22 protein-coding genes are annotated in these 23,320 nt (G+C 74.5%); 13 read left to right on the top strand and 9 right to left on the bottom strand.

What is annotated here, in order from left to right; translation table 11 throughout:
- Positions 1–8: 8 nt before the first annotated feature.
- Positions 9–980 (top strand): asparaginase, encoded by a 972-nt coding sequence (locus tag ZF1_RS07170; protein ID WP_482636813.1) that lies wholly within the window; start codon positions 9–11, stop codon positions 978–980.
- A gap of 9 nt (positions 981–989) precedes the next feature.
- Here the strand turns inward: ZF1_RS07170 and ZF1_RS07165 are convergent, their stop codons facing one another.
- The gene (locus ZF1_RS07165; protein WP_251786833.1) at positions 990–1,967 is read right to left on the bottom strand and encodes a helix-turn-helix transcriptional regulator; all 978 of its coding nucleotides are present in this window, start codon (positions 1,965–1,967) and stop codon (positions 990–992) included.
- Positions 1,968–2,170: 203 nt separating this feature from the next.
- Here ZF1_RS07165 and ZF1_RS07160 point away from each other — a divergent pair, with 203 nt between their 5' ends.
- Positions 2,171–2,500, top strand: coding sequence for a putative quinol monooxygenase (locus ZF1_RS07160; protein ID WP_020623433.1), 330 nt, complete (start codon positions 2,171–2,173; stop codon positions 2,498–2,500).
- Positions 2,501–2,522: 22 nt separating this feature from the next.
- Here ZF1_RS07160 and ZF1_RS07155 read toward each other — a convergent pair whose 3' ends face one another.
- The 3 genes from ZF1_RS07155 to ZF1_RS07145 form a co-directional block, all read right to left on the bottom strand.
- A complete protein-coding gene (locus tag ZF1_RS07155) occupies positions 2,523–3,527 on the bottom strand; it encodes a TerC family protein (protein WP_251786831.1) in 1,005 nt (334 codons plus the stop codon).
- A gap of 109 nt (positions 3,528–3,636) precedes the next feature.
- Positions 3,637–4,536 carry an SCO6745 family protein gene (locus tag ZF1_RS07150; RefSeq protein ID WP_482636812.1) on the bottom strand — a complete coding sequence of 300 codons (900 nt, stop codon included), beginning with the start codon at positions 4,534–4,536 and terminating at the stop codon, positions 3,637–3,639.
- Between the two features lie 18 nt (positions 4,537–4,554).
- Entirely contained in the window at positions 4,555–5,865 is a 1,311-nt protein-coding gene (locus ZF1_RS07145; RefSeq protein ID WP_482636811.1) for an SLC13 family permease, read from the bottom strand.
- A gap of 206 nt (positions 5,866–6,071) precedes the next feature.
- Here ZF1_RS07145 and ZF1_RS07140 point away from each other — a divergent pair, with 206 nt between their 5' ends.
- The 4 genes from ZF1_RS07140 (at position 6,072) to ZF1_RS07125 (ending at position 10,568) form a co-directional block, all read left to right on the top strand.
- The gene (locus ZF1_RS07140; protein ID WP_476654064.1) at positions 6,072–7,349 is read left to right on the top strand and encodes an NAD(P)H-dependent oxidoreductase; all 1,278 of its coding nucleotides are present in this window, start codon (positions 6,072–6,074) and stop codon (positions 7,347–7,349) included.
- Positions 7,346–8,035: a GntR family transcriptional regulator gene (locus ZF1_RS07135; protein WP_482636810.1), complete on the top strand. Its 690-nt coding sequence runs from the start codon at positions 7,346–7,348 to the stop codon at positions 8,033–8,035. The genes ZF1_RS07140 and ZF1_RS07135 overlap by 4 nt, the downstream gene beginning before the upstream one ends.
- Before the next feature lie 65 nt (positions 8,036–8,100).
- Positions 8,101–9,384 carry an MFS transporter gene (locus ZF1_RS07130; RefSeq protein ID WP_062404310.1) on the top strand — a complete coding sequence of 428 codons (1,284 nt, stop codon included), beginning with the start codon at positions 8,101–8,103 and terminating at the stop codon, positions 9,382–9,384.
- 668 nt (positions 9,385–10,052) lie between these two features.
- Positions 10,053–10,568 carry a MarR family winged helix-turn-helix transcriptional regulator gene (locus ZF1_RS07125; protein WP_482636809.1) on the top strand — a complete coding sequence of 172 codons (516 nt, stop codon included), beginning with the start codon at positions 10,053–10,055 and terminating at the stop codon, positions 10,566–10,568.
- A gap of 50 nt (positions 10,569–10,618) precedes the next feature.
- On the opposite strand, the gene glpK (ZF1_RS07120) is transcribed toward ZF1_RS07125, so the two are convergent.
- Entirely contained in the window at positions 10,619–12,136 is a 1,518-nt protein-coding gene (gene glpK, locus ZF1_RS07120; protein ID WP_083474585.1) for a glycerol kinase GlpK, read from the bottom strand.
- Entirely contained in the window at positions 12,133–12,894 is a 762-nt protein-coding gene (locus tag ZF1_RS07115) for an IclR family transcriptional regulator (RefSeq protein WP_178374095.1), read from the bottom strand. Before ZF1_RS07115 ends, glpK (ZF1_RS07120) begins: the two co-directional genes overlap by 4 nt.
- 176 nt (positions 12,895–13,070) lie before the next feature.
- Between ZF1_RS07115 and ZF1_RS07110 the strand changes: the two genes are divergently transcribed.
- From ZF1_RS07110 to ZF1_RS07080, 7 genes are all read left to right on the top strand, one after another.
- Positions 13,071–13,934 carry an MIP/aquaporin family protein gene (locus ZF1_RS07110; protein ID WP_482636808.1) on the top strand — a complete coding sequence of 288 codons (864 nt, stop codon included), beginning with the start codon at positions 13,071–13,073 and terminating at the stop codon, positions 13,932–13,934.
- A gap of 60 nt (positions 13,935–13,994) precedes the next feature.
- On the top strand, positions 13,995–15,512 hold the full coding sequence (glpK, locus tag ZF1_RS07105; protein ID WP_208821334.1) for a glycerol kinase GlpK: 1,518 nt from the start codon (positions 13,995–13,997) through the stop codon (positions 15,510–15,512).
- A gap of 130 nt (positions 15,513–15,642) precedes the next feature.
- Positions 15,643–17,355: a glycerol-3-phosphate dehydrogenase/oxidase gene (locus ZF1_RS07100; protein WP_482636807.1), complete on the top strand. Its 1,713-nt coding sequence runs from the start codon at positions 15,643–15,645 to the stop codon at positions 17,353–17,355.
- Between the two features lie 16 nt (positions 17,356–17,371).
- On the top strand, positions 17,372–17,692 hold the full coding sequence (locus tag ZF1_RS07095) for a hypothetical protein (protein WP_476654061.1): 321 nt from the start codon (positions 17,372–17,374) through the stop codon (positions 17,690–17,692).
- A 93-nt stretch (positions 17,693–17,785) separates the two neighbouring features.
- Positions 17,786–18,379, top strand: coding sequence for a DinB family protein (locus ZF1_RS07090; RefSeq protein ID WP_482636806.1), 594 nt, complete (start codon positions 17,786–17,788; stop codon positions 18,377–18,379).
- A 163-nt stretch (positions 18,380–18,542) separates the two neighbouring features.
- Positions 18,543–19,499: a pyridoxal-phosphate dependent enzyme gene (locus tag ZF1_RS07085; RefSeq protein WP_482636805.1), complete on the top strand. Its 957-nt coding sequence runs from the start codon at positions 18,543–18,545 to the stop codon at positions 19,497–19,499.
- Positions 19,500–19,566: 67 nt separating this feature from the next.
- Positions 19,567–20,730 carry a flavin-containing monooxygenase gene (locus tag ZF1_RS07080; RefSeq protein WP_412763145.1) on the top strand — a complete coding sequence of 388 codons (1,164 nt, stop codon included), beginning with the start codon at positions 19,567–19,569 and terminating at the stop codon, positions 20,728–20,730.
- On the opposite strand, the gene ZF1_RS07075 is transcribed toward ZF1_RS07080, so the two are convergent.
- The 3 genes from ZF1_RS07075 to ZF1_RS07065 are packed head-to-tail and all read right to left on the bottom strand — an operon-like array spanning position 20,707 to position 23,200.
- Positions 20,707–21,228: a DUF2127 domain-containing protein gene (locus ZF1_RS07075; RefSeq protein ID WP_251786821.1), complete on the bottom strand. Its 522-nt coding sequence runs from the start codon at positions 21,226–21,228 to the stop codon at positions 20,707–20,709. The two genes, ZF1_RS07080 and ZF1_RS07075, sit on opposite strands and share 24 nt — an antisense overlap.
- Positions 21,225–22,388 carry a YncE family protein gene (locus tag ZF1_RS07070; RefSeq protein WP_482636804.1) on the bottom strand — a complete coding sequence of 388 codons (1,164 nt, stop codon included), beginning with the start codon at positions 22,386–22,388 and terminating at the stop codon, positions 21,225–21,227. The genes ZF1_RS07075 and ZF1_RS07070 overlap by 4 nt, the downstream gene beginning before the upstream one ends.
- Before the next feature lie 23 nt (positions 22,389–22,411).
- Complete coding sequence (locus ZF1_RS07065; RefSeq protein WP_482636803.1) at positions 22,412–23,200, bottom strand: polysaccharide deacetylase family protein; 789 nt, start codon at positions 23,198–23,200, stop codon at positions 22,412–22,414.
- Positions 23,201–23,320 lie beyond the last annotated feature (120 nt).

Here is a 23,320-nt window from a genome sequence, read left to right as displayed (position 1 = left end):
TCGGCCGCATGAGCACACCCGGCACCGTCCCACCCGTCCTGGCCGCCGCCGTCCCGCTGGCCGTCGTGGAGCGGGAGGGCACGGTGGAGTCGGTGCACCTGGGCACCGTCGCGGTGCACCGCCCCGGCGGCACCGTGACCGGCTCCGGCGACCCGGACGTGGCGTTCCTGCCGCGCTCGGCGCTCAAGCCGGTGCAGGCGGTGGCGATGCTGCAGGCCGGGCTGGACCTCGACGGCGAGCTGCTCGCACTGGCCTGTGCCTCGCACTCCGGCGAGCCCGGCCACGTCGACGGCGTGCGGCGCATCCTCACCGGTGCCGGGCTCGACGAGGCCGACCTGGACAACACCCCGGACCTGCCGCTGGGGCCGGCGGCCGCGGCGGCCGTCCGCGCGGCGGGGTCGGGACCGTCGCCGGTGCTGCAGAACTGCTCGGGCAAGCACGCCGCGATGCTCGCCGCCTGCGTGGCCGCGGGGTGGCCGACGGCCGGCTACCGCGACCCCGCGCACCCGTTGCAGCGGCTGGTCCGGGAGACCGTCGCCGAGCTGACCGGGGTGCCGGTCGACCTCACCACCGTCGACGGCTGCGGCGCCCCGCTGTTCGGCACCACCCCGGCCGGGCTGGCCAGGGCCTTCGCGATGCTGGCGACGGCCGCACCGGACACCCCCGAGGGGCGGGTCGCGGCCGCGGTCCGCGCGCACCCGTGGTGGGTCGGCGGCACGGACCGGCCGGTGACCCGGTTGGCCGGCGCGGTGCCGGGCCTGGTCGTCAAGGACGGAGCCGAGGGTGTGCTGGCGGCCGCGCTGCCCGACGGGCGGGCGTTCGCCGTCACCGTGCTGGACGGGTCGCCGCGGCCGCTGCCGGTCGTCGCCCGCGCCGTGCTGGAGTCCCTCGGCGCCGGGTCCGACGCGCTCACCGCCGCGACCCGCACCGACGTGCTCGGCCACGGCACGCCCGTGGGCGCGGTCCGCGCCGTGGGCTGAGCGGTCCGGTCAGCCGCCGCCGTTCGCGCGCGCGTGGTCCGCGGCCCGCCCGAGGCGGGCGGCGACCGCGTCGAGGTGCTCCACCAGCTCGACCGGCTCGACCACCTCGAAGTCGACGCCGAAGAAGCACAGCCACACCGCCAGCGACTCCAGGGTCCAGGCCCCGGCCGCGAGCTCGCAGCGGTCCCCGCCGAGGTCGGTCACGATCCCCGACGCCGGGGTGACGTGCTCGGCGATCCGCTCCGCCGGGGCGTGGAACACGATCCGCGCCCGGTGCGGGTAGGCACCCGAGGAGATACCGCGCTGGGCGAACGCGGCGAGCCCGCCCTCCGGTTCCGGGCGCGGGACGAAGCGCGGCCCGGCGGGCAGCTTGGGCCGCATCCGGTCGACCCGGAAGGTGCGGCGGTCGTCGCGGCCGGTGTCCCAGGCGACGAGGTACCAGCGGCGCCCGGTGTGCACGAGACCCTCGGGTTCGGCGACCCGGCGGGTCTCGGTCCCGTCCCCCGCGACGTAGTCGAACCGCAGGACCTCGTGGTCGCGGCAGGCGGCGGCCAGTGCGGACAGCACGTCCGCGTCGACGGTCGGGCCGCGCGCGGCGAGCGTGGACGTCGCGGTGCCCAGCGCGGCGACGCGGCGGCGCAGCCGGTTCGGCAGGACCTGTTCCAGCTTGGCCAGGGCCCGGACCGAGGTCTCCTCGATGCCCGAGACCGACCCGCCCGCGGCGGTCCGCAGCCCGACCGCGACGGCGACGGCCTCGTCGTCGTCGAGCAGCAGGGGTGGCAGCGCGGCCCCGGCGCCGAGCCGGTAGCCGCCGGTCACCCCGGGTGTGGAGTGGACCGGGTAGCCGAGGGTGCGGAGCTTGTCGACGTCGCGGCGGACGGTGCGCACGTCGACGTCGAGGCGCTCGGCCAGGGCGGGCCCCGTCCAGTCGCGCGGCACCTGCAGCAGCCCGAGCAGGCGCAGCAGCCGCGCCGATGTCCCCATCACGACGACCAGTGTGCCGCCGATTCCGGTCCGATCCTGTCCTGGATGGCGGCGGGTGGATCGGAGTGGACCGGAACCACGGCATCCGTGGAGATCGTCGGCACCGCCTCCGGTGCGGAGGGACGGCCCCGGCGACGCCGACCAGCCCGCCGGCCGAGCCCGCCCCGGCCCCGCGACGCCGGGAGGGGCCGTCTACGGTCGCCGCCGTGGACACGAGCGAGCGGGTCGGCCGGTACGTGCGGATGGTGGCCCTGGAGGGACAGGGGACCGAGCTGGCAGGCGCGCTGCTCCGCGTCGCCGACGACATGGCCGCCCAGCCCGGCTGCCTCGCCTACGTCGTGAACGCCACCCCGGACGAGCCCGACGTCGTCTGGGTCACCGAGATGTGGTCCGACGCCGCGTCGTCGGAGGCGGCGCTGAGCCGCGACATCGGCGAGAGCGGCCTGGGCGACGTGCTGGCGCTGCTCACCGCCCCGCCGGACTACATCGAGGTCACCCCGCTCGGCGGGCCCGGCCTGGCCGGCCTGCCCGGCTGAGCGCCGGCCCGGCCGGACCGGCTCAGTCGCGCTGCTCGGAGCGCTCCTTGCGGGCACGCAGCGACCCGGCGTGGGCGGTCATCGACGGGTCGTTGCGCGTCTTGATCAGGCTCGCGACGGTGACCACGGCGAGGATCCCCAGGATCACGACCAGGCTGGCCATGGTCGGGATCTCCGGGACGGCCGGGTTGATGTCGACGTGGGCCCAGTGCAGGACCAGCTTCACCCCGATGAAGCCCAGGATGACCGCCAGGCCGGTCGAGAGGTAGACCAGGCGGTCCAGCAGGCCCTTGACCAGGAAGAACAGCGCCCGCAGGCCGAGCAGGGCGAAGGCGTTCGCGGTGAAGACGATGAACGCCTCCTGGGTCACGCCGAACACCGCGGGGATCGAGTCGAGCGCGAACAGCAGGTCGATGCCGCCGATCGAGACCAGCACGATGAACATCGGGGTGGCGACCCGGCGGCCGTCGTCCCGGGTGAACAGCTTCCCGCCGTCGTACTCCTCGGTGACCGGGAAGAGCCTGCGCGCGCCCTTCACGACCATGTTGTCCTCGATGTCGGGGTCCTCGTCCTTGTGCCGGTAGAGCTGCACGGCGGTCCACAGCAGGAGCAGACCGAAGACCAGGAACATGAACGAGAACAGGTTCAGCAGCGTCGCCCCGACCGCGATGAAGATCGCGCGCATGATCAGGGCGAGCACGATGCCGAAGGTCAGCACCTTGTGCTGGTGCTCCTCCGGCACCGCGAACGTCGTCATGATCACGACGAAGACGAACAGGTTGTCGACCGACAGGCTCTTCTCGACGATGTAGCCCGTGAAGTACTGGGTGCCGAAGTCCCAGCCGTGGATCGTCGCGAACACCAGCCCGAACGCGATCGCGACCAGGATGTAGAACACCGACCAGGCGGTGGCCTCCTTGAATCCCACCCGGTGCGGCCGCAGCCAGCCCAGGACGAGGTCGAACGCGAGCAGCGCGATGATCACGCCGATCGTGACGGCCCATTCGAGGCCGCTGATCTCGAGCACCGGGGTCCTCCTGCAGGTCACCACACCGACCACGATGGTCGGTTGCGGAGCGCACCATATCGGGCAGTCGGGACACCGCGCCCGTCCTGAGGCCGGGCGCGGAGTGCGATCAGCCCTTCGGACGCGCCGCGAAGACCCCCTCGGCGGGGAACGCCCCGTTCGCCAGGGCCGTCCGGACGAACGCCCCGCCGAGCTCCCCGAGCCGCGCGGCTCCGTCGGCGCCGAGCGCGGACCACGGGGCGGCGCCGAGGCGATGGGTGTCGTTCTCGATCCGCTTGCGCAGCGCCGTGCCCTCCTCGGTCAGGACCGGTTCGACGGCGTCGTCCCCGGCCGTGTCGGCCGGCTGCAGCAGGCCGCGGTCCGCGAGTCCGGCGACGGCGGCGTTCCACTCGGCGGCCGACCAGCCGCGGCTGCCGCGGGCGAAGGCCACGGTGAACCCGGTGCCCGTCGCGGTCGCGGTGACCAGCGCCTCCAGCCCGGACAGCCCGGCCTCGACCAGCAGCGCGATGTGTCCGTCGCCGCGGTGCTCGCGCAGGATCGACAGCGCGTGCCAGAGGACCAGGTGCGGCGCGGTCGGCCAGGGCACGTCGAGGTGCCCGGCGGCGAGCGGGCGCCCGTCGGGGGTGACGGCCCCGGCCGCGGTCCGGGCCAGCCCGGCGGCCTCGGCCATCTCGGGTGAGGCGACGGCGTCGTCGCCCAGGGTGCGGCACAGCGAGGCGTCGGCGACGGCGAACCGCACGTCGAGCAGGTCCGGTGCGGACACCAGGTCCCACGCCCGCGGGACCGACTTCGCGACCAGGCGCGGGGAGAAGTTGTAGAACGTCGCGGTGACCACCGAGGCGCCGACCGCGCCCATCGGTGCGGCCCGCGGGGCGAAGTAGCTCATCCGGCCCGGCTCCAGCCCGGCGGCGGTGTAGGCCGGTTCGCCCTCGGGGGCGAAGTAGACCTGGGAGTGCAGCGGTTCCAGCCCACGGGCGAGGCGCCCGGCGGCGACGGCGGCGTCGTTCATGCCCGGACGTTAACCCGTTCAGAGCACCCCGGGCAGTACGAGCAGTGCCCAGGCCAGCAGCGGACCGACCAGCACGACCACGCCGGCGTAGGCGAGCATCTGCCGGTAGAAGCGGTCCCGGTCGACGTCGGCGGGCGCGTTGGCGAGCACCAGCGCCCCGTTCGTGGAGAACGGGCTGACGTCGACGACGGTCGCGGCGACCGCGAGCGCCGCCACCATCCCGACCGCGGACACCTCACCCTGCTGCAGGATCGGCAGGGCGAGCGGGATCGCGACGCCGAGGATCGCCACCGAGGACGCGAACGCCGAGAGCACGCCGCCGACGTAGCAGAGCAGCAGCGCCGCGAGCAGCGGTGCGCCGATCCCGCTGATCCCCGAGGAGACAAGGTCGACCGCACCGGCCTCCAGGAGCACGCCGACGTAGGTGACGACACCGCAGATCAGCAGGACGGTGGACCAGGAGATCCTCCCGACGACGTCCGGGCGGCGCGGGGCGACCAGCCGCAGCACGATCGCGACGGCGAGCGCGACGACGCCGACGTCCCAGCCGAACGCGGCGGAGCCGACGGCCATGAGCGCGATGCCGGCCAGCGTGATGCCCTGCTCCAGCCCCACCCGGCCGGCGACCGGGGCCCCGGTCACGGTGCCGGCCGCGGCGCCGCTCCCGGCCCCGGTGCCCCCGGCGGGGGCGGCGTCGGCGTCCGGAGCCTCGACCGGGTCGACCGTGCGCCCGACGAGCGACCGGCCGCCGAGCACCAGGAAGATCACGACGGCGATCACGACGTTGACCACGAGCGGGGTCAGGAACAGCGCGATCGGGTCGCTGGGCAGGCCCACGCCCGCCATCGTCGAGTTCACGAACGCGCCGTAGACGGTGATCGGCGAGAACGCCCCGCCGAGCGCGCCGTGCACGACCATCATGCCCATGAGCAGCAGGTTGATGCCGTAACGCCGGGCGAAGGGCATCGCCAGCGGTGCGACGATCGCGACCGCGAACAACGCCCCGAGCCCCGACAGCCCGCAGGAGATCGCGAAGAACACGAACGGCGCGAGCACCAGCCGTCCGCGGACGGCCCGCATCGCCCAGTGGACCAGCAGGTCGACGGTGCCGTTGGCCGTCGCCAGCGCGAACAGGTAGGTCAGCCCGACGAGCAGCAGGAACAGGTCTCCGGGGAAGCCCGCGAGGACGTCGTCGAGGCTCAGCCCCAGCACGCCGATCCCGACCGCGGTCGCGCCCAGCAACCCCAGTGCGCCGAGGTTGACCGGCATCGTCGTGGCGATCACGAACATGACCACCAGCACGGCGATCGCGATGATCTCGGGCCCCATCGGCCTCGCTCCTCGGTGTCGACCGGCCCGGACGGCGGTGACCGGGCCGGTCGACACCGTGACAGATCACCCACATCGTGAGCAAGCGACCACATCGCGGCGTTCCACAGTCTGGTCAACCATTGACAGTCGACCGTGCACCGGCGCACGGTGCGATCGTCGGCCACAGCGGGGTGGCACGGCGGCGCGGCGTGGAGGGGCACCGGATGGGTCTGTTCGAGACGATGCAGCAGCGCTCCACACCGGTCCGGGCCGGCGTGATCGGTGCGGGCACGTTCGCGACGATGTTCCTGCACCAGGCGGCCCGGGTGCCGAACCTGCAGGTCAGCGCCGTCGTCGACCTCTCGGAGGAGCGCGGCCGCGCCGCGCTGGACACCGCCGGGCTCACCGGGACCCGGGTCGCGACCTCGGTCGACGCGGTGCTCGGGGCCGACGACGTGGACGTCGTCGTCGAGGCGACCGGCTCCCCCGTCGCGGGCGCCGCGCACGCGCTGGGCGCGATCGAGGCCGGGCAGCACGTCGTGATGGTGACCGTCGAGGCCGACGTGCTCGTCGGTCCGGTGCTCGCGGCCCGTGCCGCGGAGCGGGGCGTGGTCTACACGATGGCCTCGGGCGACCAGCCCAGCCTGATCTGCGAGCTGGTGGACTGGGCGCGGACCAACGGCTTCGCTGTCGTCGCCGCCGGGAAGGGGACCAAGTACCTGCCGGAGTACCACCGCTCCACGCCGGAGACGGTGTGGGGGCACTACGGGTTCACCCCCGAGCACGCGGCGGGGTCCGGGCTGAACCCGGTCATGTTCAACTCCTTCCTCGACGGCACGAAGTCCGCGATCGAGATGGCCGCCGTCGCGAACGCGACCGGCCTGCTCCCGCCGGAGGACGGGCTCGCCTTCCCGCCCGCGGGCACCGACGACCTGCAGCGGGTGTGCATCCCGCGCGAGGCGGGCGGGGTGCTGGACCGGACCGGGACGGTGGAGGTCGTGTCGTCGCTGCACCGCGACGGGAGCCCCGTGGACCGGGACCTGCGGTGGGGCGTCTACGTGACGCTGGAGGCGCCGAGCGACTACGTCGCGGGCTGCTTCGCGAACTACGGGCTGCGCACCGACCCCTCGGGCCGCTACACCGCGATGTACCGGCCGTACCACCTCATCGGGCTGGAGCTGGCCCAGAGCGTGTGCGCCGCGGGGGCCCGCGGCGCGGACTCCGGGCTGCCGCGGGGCTGGGTGGCCGACGTCGTCGCCACCGCCAAGCGCGACCTGGTCCCCGGGGACCGGCTCGACGGCGAGGGCGGCTCGACCGTGCACGGGGTGGTCCGCCCGGCCGCCGCGGCCCGGACCGGCGGTTTCCTGCCGATCGGGCTGGCCGACGGTGTCACGCTGCGGCGCGCCGTCGCCGCGGGCGCCCCGGTGACCCGCGACGACGTCGAGCCGGTGACCGGGTCCGGTGTCGCCCACCGGTTGCGGGCGGAGCTGGAGGCCGGGTGACCAGCCCGACGCCGGAGGTCGGGGACCTCGCCGCCCATCCCGGCCTCGGCGACGCGGCGGCCGACCGGGTGCGGGGCCTGATCCTGTCCGGTTCGCTGCGCGACGGTGACCGGCTGGTCGAGCGCGAGCTCGCCGCGCGGCTGGGGATCAGCCGCGGCCCGGTCCGCGACGCGCTGCGCAGGCTCGACGCCGAGGGGCTGGTCGTGCTGCTCCCCCGCCGCGGCGCCCGGGTCGCGACGCTGACCGCCGACGACGCCGAGGAGATCATCGCGCTGCGCGCCGCGACCGAGCCGCTGGCCGTGCGGGCCCTGGCCACGACCGGATCGGCGGAGCACGCCCGGGAGCTCGGCCGGATCGTCGACGACCTGCACGCCGCCTGCGCAGCGCGGGACAGCGCCGCCGCGGTGACCCTGGACTTCGCACTGCACCGCCGGATCCACGAACTCTGCGGACGACGACGCCTGCTGCACACCTGGGAGACGATCTCGGCGCCGCTGCAGCACGTCTTCCGGCTGTCCCGCGACCTCTACGACGACCTGGGCGACATCGGCGACAGCCACCGCTCGCTGCTCGACGACATCACCTCCGGCGACCCGGCCCGCGCCGAGGCCGCCGCGCGGGCCCACGTGACCCGCTTCGGACCGGAGCTGCTGCGGCGGATGCCGCGCGAGGAGGGGGACCAGTGACCGAACCGGACGCATCGACCGGCCCGGGTGCGACGAGGGGGCCGGACGCGGAGACCGCACCGACCATGTCGGCGCAGCGCATCGCCGTCGCCAGCTTCATCGGCACCGCGATCGAGTTCTACGACTTCTACATCTACGGCACCGCCGCGGCCCTGGTCTTCGGCACGCTGTTCTTCCCCGACCTCGACCCCCTGGTCGGCACGCTGGCGGCGTTCGCGACCTTCGGCGTCGGGTTCGTCGCACGCCCGGTCGGCGCGGTCGCCTTCGGGCACTTCGGCGACCGGGTCGGTCGCAAGGCGACCCTGGTGGTCTCGCTGCTGACGATGGGCGTCGGCACCGTCGCGATCGGACTGCTGCCGACGTACTCGACGATCGGGATCGCCGCGCCGGTACTGCTGGTGCTGTGCCGGTTCCTGCAGGGCTTCGGGCTCGGCGGCGAGTGGGGCGGTGCGGTCCTGATGGCGACCGAGCACGCGCCCGAGGGACGTCGCGGGCTCTATTCGAGCTTCCCGCAGGTCGGCCCGGCGGTCGGGTTCATCATCGCGAGCGGGGCGTTCCTCGCGCTCTCCGCCGCCCTGACCGACGCCCAGTTCGCCGCCTGGGGCTGGCGGGTGCCGTTCCTGGCCAGCGCGGTCCTGGTGGTCGTCGGGCTCTACATCCGGCTGCGGATCGCCGAGACCCCGGTGTTCGAGAAGGCGATGCGCGAGCAGGAGCGTGAGAAGGCGCCGGTCGCCGAGGTGGTGCGCCGCCAGCCCCGGTCGCTGCTCCTCGCGACCGGCGGAATGATCATCACCCACACGATCTTCTACACGGTCACCACGTTCAGCCTGTCCTACGGCACCTCCGAGCTCGGTCTGTCCCGCACGACACTGCTGGTCGCGGCCATGGTCGCGGCCGCGGTGATGGGCGTGGCGACCCCGGTCCTCGCGGTGCTCTCGGACCGGGTCGGACGGCGCCGGGTGTGTCTGTGGGCCTGCATCCTGGCGGTGCTGTGGGCGTTCCCGCTGTTCTGGCTGCTCGGGACCGGTGACGGGGTCCTCATCGCCGTCGGCTTCTCGGTCGCGATGATCGCCTTCGCCGGTGTGTTCGCCCCGATGGGCGCGTTCCTGCCGGAGCTGTTCGCGACGCGCTACCGCTACACCGGCGCGTCGATCGGCTACAACGCCTCCAGCATCGTCGGCGGCGGCATCACGCCACTGCTCGCGACGAGCCTGGTCGCCACGACCGGCGCGTCCTGGCCGGTGTCGCTGCTGATCGCCGGACTGGCCGCCGTGTCGGGCCTGTGCGTGTGGGGCCTGCACGAGACCCGCACCGCCGACCTGACCGACGCCGGGGCGTTCACCCGCTGACCCACCGCACCACCCCGCGGCCCACCGGCACCGGCACCGACACGGGCACGGGCACGGGCACGGGCACGGGCACGGGCACGGGCACGGGCACCACGATCGCGAACCGCCCGACGGATTCCGCCGTGGTGGGCCGGCCGGACTGCTACCGCTTCCCCATGCAGCGCGATACGGACCACGCCACCGCAGGTGGCGGACCCGACCGGGGCCGGCGGGGTGCCTCTGTTCCGCGAACTCGCTTACCGGGTGAGCGAGTTCGCGGAACAGGGTCCCCGGATCCGTCCGACAGCGGGACACCGTCAGAGCCTGACGCCATCTCCGACTCCGGCTCCGACGTCGGCTGCGGTTCCGGCCCCGGCTCCGATTCCGGCTCCGGCTCCGGCTCCGGCTCCGGCTCCGGGGCGGATCGTCCGGGTGCGGAGGACGATCCGGCCCGGGCGCCGGGTGGGGAGGTCCGAGGAATTCGCTTACCCGGTAAGCGAGTTCGTCCGAACCGCCCTCCGGGGAGTCGGAGCACCGACCGCGTCAGGCCGCCGGAGTCCGACGGAACGACCGGGGACCCCGAGGACACCGATCGGGAGGACCCCGATCATCGGGACACCGGCCGGCAGGTCACCGGGCGCGACGCACGTGCGAGGCAGGTCGAGGAGGGGGACGCACGTGCGAGGCAGGTGGAGGAGGACCGGCGGGTCCGGGACGAGACCGCGGAGGAACTCGGACCGCTCCTCGCCCGGGCCGAGCTGCTCGGCTTCTACCGGATCCGGTCGGTTGCCGGGCGCTTCGGACTGACGGTGCACGAGTACACGGTGCTCGCCGAGCTGCTGCTGGGCCGGCGGGCCATGACGGGCGCCGAGGTCGCGGAGACCGTCGGGCTCGCCACCGGGGGTACCGCCCGGCTGCTCGCACGGCTGGAGGAGCGCGATCTGATCGAGCGAGAGCCGGATCCCGAGGACGGTCGACGGCTGCTCGTCCTCGCGACCGCGCGGGCCCACGAGATCCTCTGGGAGGACGTGACCGACACCGGAGCCCGGCGGATCGTGACCGGTGTCCCCACGGAGTGGGTCGACTGGTTCCGCCCGGTGGCCGGGCGCCTGCTCGACGTCGGTGTGCGCCGGGTCCAGGAGATGCGGGACCGCGAGTACCGGGACCGGGTCCGACGGCGTCGACGGCGGGCGGCAGAAACCTGAGGAACGCGCGGCACCTCCCGCCGAGGCGGGGCGGGCCCGCCGGCCGAGGCTCAGTCCGGGCGTGCCCACCCCGTGCTCCGCTGCACCGCGCGGCGCCAGTTGTCGTGCTCGCGGCGGCGCAGGCCGGGGTCCATCGTCGGCTCCCAGGCGGCCGCCCGGTGCCAGTTGCGGCGCAGTACCTCCGGGTCCGGCCAGTAACCGACGGCCAGGCCGGCCGCGTACGCCGCGCCGAGCGACACCGCCTCCGAACCCAGGGGGCGTTCCACCGTGAGGTCCAGGACATCGGCGACGCACTGCATGAGCAGGTGGTTCGCGGTCATGCCGCCGTCGACCTTCAGGCGGGTGACGGGCAGGCCGGAGTCGGCGTTCATCGCGTCGAGCACCTCACGGGTCTGCCACGCGGTCGCCTCCAGTACCGCGCGGGCGAGGTGGCCGCGGTGGATGTAGGAGGTCAGGCCGACGATCACGCCGCGGGCGTCGGGGTACCAGTGCGGGGCGTAGAGACCGGAGAAGGCGGGGACGACATAGCAGCCGCCGTTGTCCGGGACGGTCAGTGCGAGCGTCTCGATCCGGGCCGCCGTGGAGATCATGCCCAGCGCGTCGCGGAACCACTGCACCAGCGAGCCGGTCATCGCGATCGAGCCCTCGAGCGCGTAGACCGGCCGGTCCCCGAACAGGTAGCCGACGGTCGGGATCAGGCCGGCCTCGGACCCGGCGATGCGGGAGCCGGTGTTCTTCAGCAGGAACGCACCCGTGCCGTAGGTGCACTTCGCCTCGCCGGGCGCGAAGCAGGTCTGGCCGACCAGCGCCGCCTGCTGGTCGCCGAGGGCACCGGCGACCGGCACACCGTCCAGCAGACCGGAGCACCGGCCGTAGACGCGGGCGTTCGGCACGATGGTCGGCAGCATCCCCCGCGGCACCCGCAGCGCCGAACACAGCGCGTCGGACCACTCCAGCGTGCGCAGGTCCATCAGCATCGTGCGGCTGGCGTTGGTGACGTCGGTGACGTGCACGCCGCCGTCGGGGCCGCCGGTGAGGTTCCAGATCAGCCAGGACTCCATCGTCCCGAACAGGACCTCGCCGCGTTCGGCGCCGTCGCGCGCACCCGGCACGTGGTCGAGCAGCCACTGCAGCCGCGGTCCCGCGAAGTACGTCGCCGGGCCGAGCCCGCTGACCCGGGCCCAGCGGGCGGCGTCGGCGTCAGCGGCGAGACCGGCGACGATGTCGGTGGTCCGGGTGTCCTGCCAGGTGATCGCCCGCGCGAGCGGGACCCCGGTGCGGCGGTTCCAGACGACCGTCGTCTCGCGCTGGTTCGCGATCCCGAGCGCGACCACGTTCTGCGGCCCCAGGCCGGCGCGGCGCAGCGCGGCGGGCACGACCCGGGTCACGGCGCGCCAGATCTCCGAGGCGTCGTGCTCGGCGCGGCCCGGGCTCGGGAAGTGCTGCCGGTGCTCCCGCTGGGCGACCGCGACCATCCGGCCCGAGCGGGTGAACAGCAGGCAGCGCGTCGACGTCGTCCCCTGGTCGATCGCGGCGACCACCCGCTCCCCCGGCGACAGGCCGCTCACGTCAGTCCCTCCAGTCCGTCGGCGATCTCGGCGGCCGCGGCGACGAGCTCGACGACGACCTCCGGGCGAGCGCGGCCGTCCGCGGCGAACAGCTCCTCGACCGGGGCGCCGATCCCCAGCGCCGCAACGGTCAGCCCGCCCCCGCTGCGGACCGGCACCGCGAGCCCGCCGGCGCCCGGCTCCCAGCCGCCGGCGTCGGCCGCCCAGCCGCGCCGCCGCGTCGCCGTGATCTCCCGGGTCAGCGCCGCCGGGTCGGTCACGGTCGCCCGCGTGTAGGTCTCCAGCGGCTCGACCGCCCGCACCGACGCCGGCGCGAAGGCCAGCAGGCACCGCCCCCACGCCGTCGCGTGCAACGGCTGGGTGGTGTTGGTCCGCAGCCGCTGCGGTGTGTCGTCCGGCCGGAACACGTGGTGCACCAGGTCGACCCCGGCCCCGTCGGCGGACGGCACTCCCAGGTACACCGCGCAGCCGGTGCCCGCCGCCAGCGCGTCGGCCCAGTTCATCGCCCGGGCGCGCAGGTCGTGCCGGTCCCACGGGGTGCCCAGCCGCCCCAGCCCCTCGCCCAGCAGGTAGCGGCCCGACGACGACTCCTGCGCCACCAGCCCCTCCTCGCGGAGGGTGCGCAGCAGCCCGTGGGCGGTCGGGCGCGGCAGGTCCAGGGCCGCCGCCAGCTCGGCCAGCGCCAGCGGGCGCCCCGCACCGCCGAGCAGCCGCAGCAGCGCCGCCGCCCGCTCCACCGACTGGATCGCCCGTGCCACGCAGCGATCGTAGGCCGTCCGGACGTTCCCGGGACTGGATCATGGACCGATCGACCCGCAACGTTCGGCATCGTCGAACGATCCTCGTTGCCCACGACCGCGAGCACTCCTAGCGTCCCACGTCACACAGCGGGGCCGCCCGGTCCCGTGAGGGGGACTCACCAGGAGGGGGTTCGATGACGAGCTCCGAGAACACCGCGGCCGATCCCGCACCCGCGGAACGGACCACACGGGCGACCCCGTCGGCCGCCCCGACGGCGCCGTCGCTGATCGGCGAGCTGAGCGCCGAGTTCGCCGGGACGATGATCCTGATCCTGTTCGGCGTCGGCGTCGTCGCGCAGGTCGTCACCACCCCCGACGGCTCGAACGGCGCCTACGACTCGATCGCCTGGGCCTGGGGCTTCGGCGTGATGCTGGGCGTCTACGTGGCGGGCCGGATCTCCGGCGCCCACCTGAACCCGGCCGTCACGCTGGCCTTCGCCGTCTACGAGGGCTTCCCGTGGCGGAAGGTCGCGCCGTTCGTGCTGGCCCAGACCCTCGGCGCGTTCGTCGCCGCGCTGATCGTCCGGTTCGTCTACGCCGACTTCATCCGCTCGGTCGACCCGAACCTGACCGACACCCAGGGCATCTTCTCGACCTCTCCGGGCGACCCGACGACGATCACGACGGCGTTCTTCGACCAGGTCGTCGGCACCGCGATCCTGGTGTTCGTGATCTTCGCGCTGGTCCACCCGCGCAACAAGGGCCCGCTGTCCAACATGGCGCCGTTCATGATCGGCATCCTGGTCGTGGGCATCGGCATGGCCTGGGGCGCGAACGCCGGCTACGCCATCAACCCGGCCCGCGACTTCGGCCCCCGCCTGGCATCGTGGATCACCGGGTACGAGACCGCGTGGGTCACCGGCGACGGCACGCCGTACTGGTGGCTGCCGATCGTCGCGCCGCTGATCGGCGCCCTCGTCGGCGGCGGCCTGTTCAAGCTGCTGATCGACCGCTACATCCCCGCCGAGGACGCACCGCAGGAGGTCGGGCGGGCCTGACCCGGCCGAACGCCGTCCCCACCGCACCCACGCCCCGATCCCCGCAAGAAGGAGAGCTCAATGGCCGAGTTCGTCGGCGCCGTCGACCAGGGCACCACCTCCAGCCGCTTCATGATCTTCGACCACAGCGGCAACGAGGTGGGTCGCCACCAGCTGGAGCACGAGCAGATCCTGCCGCAGGCCGGCTGGGTCGAGCACGACCCGATCGAGATCGTCGAGCGCACCAACACCTGCCTGCAGCAGGCGCTCACCAAGACCGGACTGTCCGCGTCCGACCTGGTCGCGCTGGGCATCACCAACCAGCGTGAGACCACCGTCGTGTGGAACCGCCGCACCGGGCGCCCGTACTACAACGCGATCGTCTGGCAGGACACCCGCACCGACCGGATCGCGACCGCGCTCGACCGCGACGGCCGCGGCGACGTCATCCGTCGCAAGGCCGGCCTCCCGCCCGCCACCTACTTCTCCGGCGGCAAGATCCAGTGGATCCTGGAGAACGTCGACGGCGTCCGCGAGGCCGCGGAGAACGGCGACGCGGTCTTCGGCAACACCGACACCTGGGTCATCTGGAACCTCACCGGCGGCACCCACGGCGGGCTGCACGTCACCGACGTGACCAACGCCAGCCGCACCATGCTGATGGACCTCGAGACCCTCGACTGGGACGACGAGCTGCTCGGCTTCTTCGGCATCCCGCGGCAGATGCTGCCGGAGATCAAGCCGTCGTCGTCGGCGACCGCGTTCGGGACGACCCTCGGAGGGGGCCCGCTCGGTGGCGAGGTCCCCATCACCGGTGACCTGGGCGACCAGCAGGCCGCGACCGTCGGCCAGGTCTGCTTCGCCCCCGGCGAGGCCAAGAACACCTACGGCACCGGCAACTTCATGCTGCTGAACACCGGCACCGAGCTGGTCCGCTCGGAGTCCGGGCTGCTCACCACGATGTGCTACCAGTTCGAGGGCGAGCGTCCGGTCTACGCGCTGGAGGGCTCCATCGCGGTCACCGGCTCGGCCGTGCAGTGGCTGCGCGACCAGCTCGGCATCATCTCCGGCGCCTCGCAGTCGGAGTCGCTGGCCCGCCAGGTCGAGGACAACGGCGGCGTGTACTTCGTCCCGGCGTTCTCCGGCCTGTTCGCGCCGTACTGGCGTTCCGACGCCCGCGGCGCGATCGTCGGCCTGTCCCGGTTCAACACCAACGCGCACCTGGCGCGGGCCACGCTGGAGGCGATCTGCTACCAGTCCCGCGACGTCAGCGACGCCATGACCAAGGACTCCGGGGTGACCCTGGAGACGCTGAAGGTCGACGGCGGCGTCACCCAGAACGAGCTGTGCATGCAGATCCAGGCCGACGTGCTGGGTGTTCCGGTCTCGCGGCCCGTCGTCGCCGAGACCACCGCGCTCGGTGCGGCCTACGCGGCCGGGCTGGCCGTCGGGTTCTGGAAGAACACCGACGAGCTGCGGGAGAACTGGAACGAGGCCCGGCGCTGGGAGCCGACCTGGTCGCAGGAGCAGCGCGACGAGGGCTACGGCCGGTGGAAGAAGGCCGTCGAGCGGACCCTGGACTGGGTCGACGTCGAGTAGGACCACCCGCCCGGTGTCGCCCTCACCACACGTGGGGGCGACACCGGGCACACCCGCGATCGGACGGGTTTTCAGCGGGTAGTCCCCCGGCGGGACAGCACGAGCACGAACCACTCAGGAAGGTCTGATCATGAAATCGGTGGCGCTCTCCCCGGAGGCCCGTACCACGGCGCTGCAGGCGATGGGCGACCGCGAACTGGACGTGCTGGTCGTCGGCGGTGGCGTCGTCGGCGCCGGTGCCGCCCTCGACGCGGCCACCCGTGGTCTGTCGACCGGGCTGGTCGAGGCCCGCGACTTCGCGTCCGGTACGTCGAGCCGTTCCTCCAAGCTCATCCACGGCGGCCTGCGCTACCTGGAGATGCTCGACTTCCGCCTGGTGGCCGAGGCACTCCAGGAGCGGGGGCTGCTGATCCAGACCCTCGCGCCGCACCTGGTCCGCCCGGTGCCGTTCGTCTACCCGCTCAAGCACCACGTGTGGGAGCGCTTCTACGCCGGTGCCGGCGTCGCGCTCTACGACTCGCTCGGGCTGCTGTCCGGCCGCGCCCGCGGCCTGCCGCACCACCGGCACCTCACCCGTCGCGGCGCCCGCAAGGTCGTGCCGTCGCTGCGCAAGGACGCCCTGGTCGGGGCCCTGGAGTACTACGACGCCCAGGTCGACGACGCCCGCCACACCATGGAGATCGCCCGCACCGCGGCCGCCTACGGCGCGCACGTGGCGACCCGCGCCCGCGTCGTCGGACTGCTGAAGGACTCCGGCCGCGTGATCGGCGCGACCGTGCAGGACCTGGAGTCCGGGGACCGGTTCGACGTCCGCGCCAAGGAGGTCATCAACGCCACCGGGGTGTGGACCGACGACACCCAGGGCCTCGCCGGCGAGCGCGGCCAGTTCAAGGTGCGCGCGTCCAAGGGCATCCACCTGGTCGTCCCCCGCGACCGGATCCGCGGCGACGCCGGGCTGATCCTGCGCACCGAGAAGTCGGTGCTGTTCGTCATCCCGTGGGGCCGGCACTGGATCATCGGCACCACCGACACCGACTGGGACCTGGACAAGGCGCACCCGGCGGCGAGCGCGGCCGACATCGAGTACCTGCTCGCGCACGTCAACGAGGTGCTCGAGCAGCCGCTGACCCACGAGGACGTCGAGGGCGTCTACGCCGGTCTGCGCCCGCTGCTGCACGGCGAGTCCGAGGCGACCTCGAAGCTGTCCCGCGAGCACGCCGTCGCCACGCCGGTGCCCGGTCTGGTCGTCGTGGCCGGGGGCAAGTACACGACCTACCGCGTGATGGCCAAGGACGCCGTCGACGCCGCCGTGCACTCGCTCGACGCGAAGGTGCCCGCCTCCTGCACCGAGAAGGTCCCGCTGCTCGGCGCCGAGGGCTTCACGGCGCTGCGCAACTCGACCCACCAGCTCGCCGCGCGCAGCGGGCTGCACCCGGTGCGGATCGAGCACCTGCTCGGCCGGTACGGCTCGCTGATCGACGAGGTCCTCGATCTGCTGATCGCCGACCCGACCCTGGCCGAGCCGCTCACCGGCGCCGAGGACTACCTGCGGGCCGAGGTCGTCTACGGCGCCTCGCACGAGGGGGCGCGGCACCTGGAGGACATCCTCGCCCGCCGCACCCGGATCTCGATCGAGACCTTCGACCGGGGCGTGGGTGCCGCCGAGGAGACCGCGACGCTGGTCGCCCCGGTGCTGGGCTGGAGCGACGAGCAGATCGCCCGCGAGGTCGACCACTACGTCAAGCGGGTCGAGGCCGAGCGGGAGAGCCAGAAGATGCCCGACGACGCCACCGCCGACGCCGCCCGCCTCGGCGCGCCGGACGTGGTGCCGGTCAGCGGCTGAGCGCCGCCGCCATCCCGTGAGCGAACCCGAGCGGACCCCGGACGGGCGGTACATCGTCGTCCGGGGCCGCCGGTGGCGCGCCACCGACCCGACGATCCCCGACGACGTGCGGTCCGCGCTGCAGCAGCACCTCGGGAACGCCCGCGCCGAGGTCGGGGCCGGCAGGCGGACCGGCGACGACGAGCGCGTCGCCGCCGCCCGGACACGGGTGTCCGCGGCCAAGCACGGCCTCGGCGAGCGCGGCACCCCCTGGTGGGAGCTGGACGACGACGCCCGCCGGGAGCGCTGGGAGACCGCGCTGCACGACCTCGGCGACCGCCCCGCCGGCAGTTCCTGATCGAGGACCGGATCCGTCCGCGATCGGTCCTATCGTCGTTCCCGTCGGACCGGGACGGCCCCGGTCCGCGGACCCCGAGAGGCGGCCCCGGAGATGAACGCCACCGACGAGAAGCAGGCCCTGACCGGCGAGCGTGCCGAGCTGATCGCCACCCTGGAGCGGCACCGCGGCTTCCTGCTGCAGACCGCCGACGGGCTGACCGAGGAGCAGGCGCGCACCCGCAGCACGGTGAGTGCGCTGACGATCGCCTCGCTGCTCAAGCACGTCGCGGACACCGAGGAGCAGTGGTTCCGCTTCGCCGTCGAGGGTGCCGCCGCGTTCGGTGACGTCGAGGTCTACAACGACTCCGTCGACTGGGACGCCGTCGACGCCGAGGCCGGCGCGAACGGCGGTGACTGGTCCGCCTCCGGCGAGGAGTGGGTGGACACCCGGTTCGTCCTGGCCGACCACGAGACCCTGGAGTACCTGCGGGCCCGGGTCGAGCAGGTCGCCGCGCGCACCGAGGAGGTGCTGCGGACCGCGGACCTGGACTCCTCGCACGCCCTGCCGGTCGCGCCGTGGTTCGAGCCGAACACGTCCTGGTCGGTCCGCCGGGTCGCGATCCACATGCTCGCCGAGACCAGCCAGCACGCCGGGCACGCCGACGTCATCCGCGAGGCGATCGACGGCGCGCGGACGATGGGCTGAGCCGGGCGAACGGCGCCGCACGGATCCCGGGCGGGTTCGACGCGGTCGTGCCGACCCGCCCACCACCGGTTCCGCGGCGACCGCCACGGGCCACACGGTCGCCGCCCAGGGCGGCCCCGGACGGCCGCGGGGCCGGGGTTACGTTGCGGCGGTGGCGGACCAGGTGAGCATCGCAGACATCGAGACGGCGGCGGAGCGGATCGCCGGGGGCGTGGTGCGCACCCCGACCGTCCCCTCCCCCGGGCTGTCCGCGGCCCTCGGCGCGCCCGTGCTGCTCAAGCTGGAGCACCTGCAGCGGGCCGGGTCGTTCAAGCCGCGCGGGGTGCTGGCCAAGCTCGCGTCGCTGACCGGCGCCGAGCGCGCCGCGGGCGTCGTCGCGGTGTCGGGCGGCAACCACGGGCTCGCCGTCGCCGAGGTCGCGGGCGCCGCGGGGGTGGACGCGGTCGTCGTCATGCCGCGCACCGCGCCGGCCCGGTCGGTCGCCGCGGCCCGCGCCGCCGGTGCCGAGGTACGGCTCACCTCCGACATCGCGGCCGCGTTCGCGCAGGCCGGGGACCTGCAGCGGGCCGGGCGGACGCTGGTGCACCCGTTCGACGACCCGGTGATCGTCGCCGCGCAGGGCACCGTGGGGCTGGAGCTGGCCCGCGACGCCGTCGCTCTCGGCGAGCCGCCGACCGACGTGCTGGTCTCCATCGGCGGCGGGGCGCTGATCTCCGGGGTCGCCACCGCGGTCCACGCGCTGCTGCCCGGCACCCGGGTGTGGGGTGTGGAGACCGTCGGCGGCGAGGCGATGTCCGCCGCCCTGGCCGCGGGCGGCCCGACGCCCGTCACGATCTCGTCGGCGATCACCACGTTGTCCGCGCCGTCGGCGTCGCAGCTGACCTACGACCACGTCCGTGCCCTGGTGCACGAGGTCCTCGTCGTCGACGACGCCGAGGCCTGCCGCGGCACCCTCACCCTCGCCGAGCACGCCGGGATCTGGGCCGAGCCGGCCGCGGGCTGCCTGGTCCCGGCCGCCCGCCGGATCGTGCAGCGGCACCCGGACGCCCGGCTCGCCCTGGTGGTCTGCGGCGCCAACGCCGACGTCGCCGACGTGGTCCGCGCCGCGGCGCAGCCGTGATCACCGGTTGTGGCGCGCGGCGTCCGCGAGGCGGGCGTGATGCTCCGCAACCGGTGCTCGCCGCGGGATGACCGTGTGCGGCCGGGGCGTTGGCCCGGGTGTGGAGCGGACCGGGGTCGTGGTGATCGGCGCGGGCCAGGCGGGCCTGTCGGCGGCGGCCGGGCTGCGGCGCGGCGGGCTGGAGCCGGGCCCCGGGTTCGTCGTGCTCGACGGCGAGGACGGCCCCGGCGGCGCGTGGCGGCACCGCTGGCCGACGCTGCGGATGCGCACGGTGAACGGCATCCACGACGTCGCCGGGGTCCGCTCCGGGTTCGACGACCCCGGCGCCGACCCGGACCTCCCCGCGCGCGACGCCGTCCCGGCCTACTTCGGGCGCATCGAACGCGAGCTGGACCTGCGGGTCGTTCGCCCGGTGCACGTCCACAAGGTGTCCGACACCGGCGGGTCGCCGGACGCCGACGCCGGCGGGCCGCAGGCCGTCGGCACCGGCGGGTCGCTGACCGTCGACACCGACCGCGGCACCTGGGTCGCCGACCACCTGATCAACGCCACCGGCACCTGGACCCGCCCGTTCGTCCCCGCCTACCCGGGCCTCGCGACGTTCCGCGGCACGAGCCTGCACGCCCGTGGGTACCCGGGTCCCGAGGCCATGGCCGGCCGGCGGGTCGTCGTGGTCGGCGGCGGGATCACCGCGGTGCAGCTGCTGCTGGAGATCGCCCCGTACGCCGCCGCGACGACCTGGGTCACCCGCCGGGAGCCCGAGTGGCACAGCACGCCGTTCGGGCCCGAGCAGGGGCGCGCCGCCGTCGCCCGGGTCGAGGAGCGGGTCCGGGCCGGGCTGCCGCCGCGCAGCGTCGTCGGCGTGACCGGGCTGGGGCTCACGCCCGGGGTGCGGGCCGGGATCGCGAGCGGGGTGCTGGCGCGCAGGCCGATGTTCACCCGGGTCGTGCCGGACGGGGTGGAGTGGTCCGACGGCACCCGCGAGCCCGCGGACGTGCTGCTGTGGGCGACCGGCTGGCGGCCCGCGCTGGGCCACCTCGCCCCGCTGCGGCTGCGCGGACCGGGCGGCGGGATCGTGATGGGCGGGCCGCGCGACACCGGCGTCGTCGCCGACCCGCGGGTGCACCTGGTCGGCTACGGCCCCTCGGCGAGCACGATCGGCGCCGACCGGGCCGGTCGCGCCGCGGCGCGCGCGGTCCTGGAGCGGCTACCGGTCGCGGCCGGCGCCTGAGTCGGCGGCCTCCCGGCCGAGCAGCCGGTACTCGCGGATCACCATCACGATGATCGCGAGGTCGAGCGCGGCGAGGAACGGCAGCACGACGGAGTGCGTGTGCCAGGCGTGGACCAGCTCGTACACGACGAACACCGCCAGGATCACCACCGCGGGCGGGTAGGCGGGTCGCCAGCGGGTCAGCAGCGCCGCGACCAGGCCGAGCTTGAGCACGCCGTGCAGCCCGAGGTAGACGATGACGAAGGTGCGGTCCCCGCCGGCGAAGCGGTCGACGCCCTCGGTCAGGTGCCGGGCCAGGGTGCCGTCCGGCGGACCGATCAGGTCGCGGGCGAGGATCTGCGCGACGACCCGGTGCAGCCAGTCCCCCGACACCAGCACCAGCGCGACGGCGCCCAGCAGCTCCGCCGCCCCGTCGATGCCCTTCACGACCAGGGCGACGCGGAACAGCTGCTCGGTCCGGCGGGCCGAGGTCGTCGTCGCCGTCGGTCCGGCGGTCACCGGGTGATCCCGGTGTGGCCGAGGGAGTAGCGGCCGGGCTGCGGCCACACGCACAGCCCGTGCGGGCCGTCACCGACCGGGATCCGCCGGATCAGGTGCCCGTCGTCGGTGGAGAGCACGTACACCTCCCGGTCGTAGCGCCCGGACAACCACAGGGTCCGGCCGTCGGCCGAGACGTTACCCATGTCGGGACTCGCCTTCCCGGGGATCCGCCAGAGCGCCTTCGTCGCCCCGGTGCGGGAGTCCAGCACCGAGACGCTGCCGTCGTGCCGGTTGGTGACGTAGAGGTCGCGGGCGTCGCGGGAGAGGTAGAGCCCGTGCGCGCCGGCGCCGGTCGGGATCTCGCGCAGCACGCGGGTGGCGGCGCCGTCGAGCACCCAGACGCCGTTCTCCTCGGAGTCGGCGATGTAGAACACCGAGCCGTCCGGGGCGAGCTTGATGTCCTGCGGGCCCATCATGGTGTGCCGCACCGGCATGTCGACCATCCGCAGCAGCCGTCGTCCCGGGATGTCGACGACGGCGACGCGGCCGGCGAACTCGCAGGTGAACACCGCGGTCCGGCCGTCGGGGGTGAAGTCGGCGTGGTCGATGCCCGCGCAGTCGGGGGTCGGGATCTCGGCCCGGCGGGCCCAGGTGTGCGGGTCGTAGAGAACCAGCTCCCGGCGGGCCTCCGCGACCGAGATCGCCGAGGCCCCGTCCGGGGTGAAGTACATGTTGTACGGGTCCTCGACCGGGATGTTCCGCCCCGGCAGCCCGGTGCGCGGGTCGAACGGGGTGATCTTGTTCGTGGTGTCGTCGGTGGCGTAGAGGGTCTGCATGTCCCACGCCGGGACGACGTGCTGCAGCTCCCCGCCGAGGCGGTAGGTGCCGACCGTGGCGAAGGTCCCCGGGTCGATCACCCGGACCTCCCCCGACTTCGTGTGCGGGACGTAGACCAGCGGCTTCGCCGCACGGGCGGCGTCGGAGAGCATGTTCGCGCCGGCGGCGGCGTCGACGTTGCCGGGGTCGGCCACGGGGGGCATGCCGGGCAGCCCGGCCTGCGCCGGCGCGGCCTGCGCGGCCGACGGGGCCGGGGACGCCTCGGGGGTCGTGGGCGCGGGGCCGGAGCAGCCCGCCGCGAGCGCGGCGAGGGCCAGCAGGACGTACAGCGGGCGGCGCACGGGGTCCCTCCGGGGTGGGCGGGTCATGCCGGGGCCAGCAGGCGGGTCGCGGTGACCGCGCGCAGGCCGCGGGCGTCGAGGTCGTCGAGGACGGCGGGCAGCGCGGCGAGCGTGCCGGGGTGGCCCAGGTGCATGCTCACGACGCTGCCGGGCCCGGCCGTCCGCACCCGGGCGGCGACGGCGGCCGGTCCGGGGTCGGCGAAATCGCGGGAGTCGACGTCGTAGGACAGGGTCACCGGGTAGCCCGCGTCGGCGGCGAGGCGGCGCAGCAGCGGGGTCGCGTGCTGGGCCTGCGAGGGCCGGAAGAACGCCCCGGGCCCGCCGGTGGCCGCCGCGATCACGTCCCGGCAGCGCTCGATCTCGACGCGGGCGGCGGCCTCGCCGAGGCCGTTGACGTCGCCGTGGGACCAGGTGTGGTTGCCGATCTCGTGGCCGAGCCCGGTGACGATCCGGGCGGCGTCCGGGCTGTCGGCGAGCCAGGTCCCGACGGCGAGCACGGTCACCGCGGCGCCCCGGTCGTGCAGCAGCGTGAGCACCCGGCGGGCCAGGTCGACCTCGCCGGCGCCGTGGAAGGTGAGCGCCAGCTCGGGGCGCCCGGTGCCGGCGTGCGCGACCTCGGTCCCGGCCGGATCCGGGGCGGGTGTGGTGGTCCGCGGAGCGGACGGGGCGCCGGGCACCGGGGACGACGGCGGGGATGCCGTGGGTCCGGTGGAGCACCCGCCCGTCGCGGCGAGCAGGGCTGCGGCGGCCGCCGCGCGCAGCACCTCGCGCCGGGTCGTCCCGGCGGACGGCTCCGCCCCTCGCCACCTCACGCCGCGGACTGTAGACCCCGTCCGACCTGGGAATTCCTTTACCCGGGGGAGGATCGGGACGGACCGGACGAGCCGGGCGAGACCGTAGCGCGAACGCGCACCGGAGAGTTATAGTTATTA

This window comes from Pseudonocardia sp. ZF1, assembly GCF_056835605.1.
The sequence above is the reverse complement of the archived record's forward strand: the minus strand, read 5'-3'. Positions and strand labels throughout refer to the sequence as shown.

What these genes read in the sequence shown, in the direction of transcription:
- ZF1_RS07170 (WP_482636813.1), top strand. Translation starts at nt 9, where the DNA reads ATGAGCACACCCGGCACCGTCCCACCCGTCCTGGCCGCCGCCGTCCCG.
- ZF1_RS07150 (WP_482636812.1), bottom strand. Translation starts at nt 4,536, where the DNA reads ATGAACGACGCCGCCGTCGCCGCCGGGCGCCTCGCCCGTGGGCTGGAA.
- ZF1_RS07145 (WP_482636811.1), bottom strand. Translation starts at nt 5,865, where the DNA reads ATGGGGCCCGAGATCATCGCGATCGCCGTGCTGGTGGTCATGTTCGTG.
- ZF1_RS07140 (WP_476654064.1), top strand. Translation starts at nt 6,072, where the DNA reads ATGGGTCTGTTCGAGACGATGCAGCAGCGCTCCACACCGGTCCGGGCC.
- ZF1_RS07130 (WP_062404310.1), top strand. Translation starts at nt 8,101, where the DNA reads ATGTCGGCGCAGCGCATCGCCGTCGCCAGCTTCATCGGCACCGCGATC.
- ZF1_RS07110 (WP_482636808.1), top strand. Translation starts at nt 13,071, where the DNA reads ATGACGAGCTCCGAGAACACCGCGGCCGATCCCGCACCCGCGGAACGG.
- glpK (WP_208821334.1), top strand. Translation starts at nt 13,995, where the DNA reads ATGGCCGAGTTCGTCGGCGCCGTCGACCAGGGCACCACCTCCAGCCGC.
- ZF1_RS07100 (WP_482636807.1), top strand. Translation starts at nt 15,643, where the DNA reads ATGAAATCGGTGGCGCTCTCCCCGGAGGCCCGTACCACGGCGCTGCAG.
- ZF1_RS07090 (WP_482636806.1), top strand. Translation starts at nt 17,786, where the DNA reads ATGAACGCCACCGACGAGAAGCAGGCCCTGACCGGCGAGCGTGCCGAG.
- ZF1_RS07080 (WP_412763145.1), top strand. Translation starts at nt 19,567, where the DNA reads ATGACCGTGTGCGGCCGGGGCGTTGGCCCGGGTGTGGAGCGGACCGGG.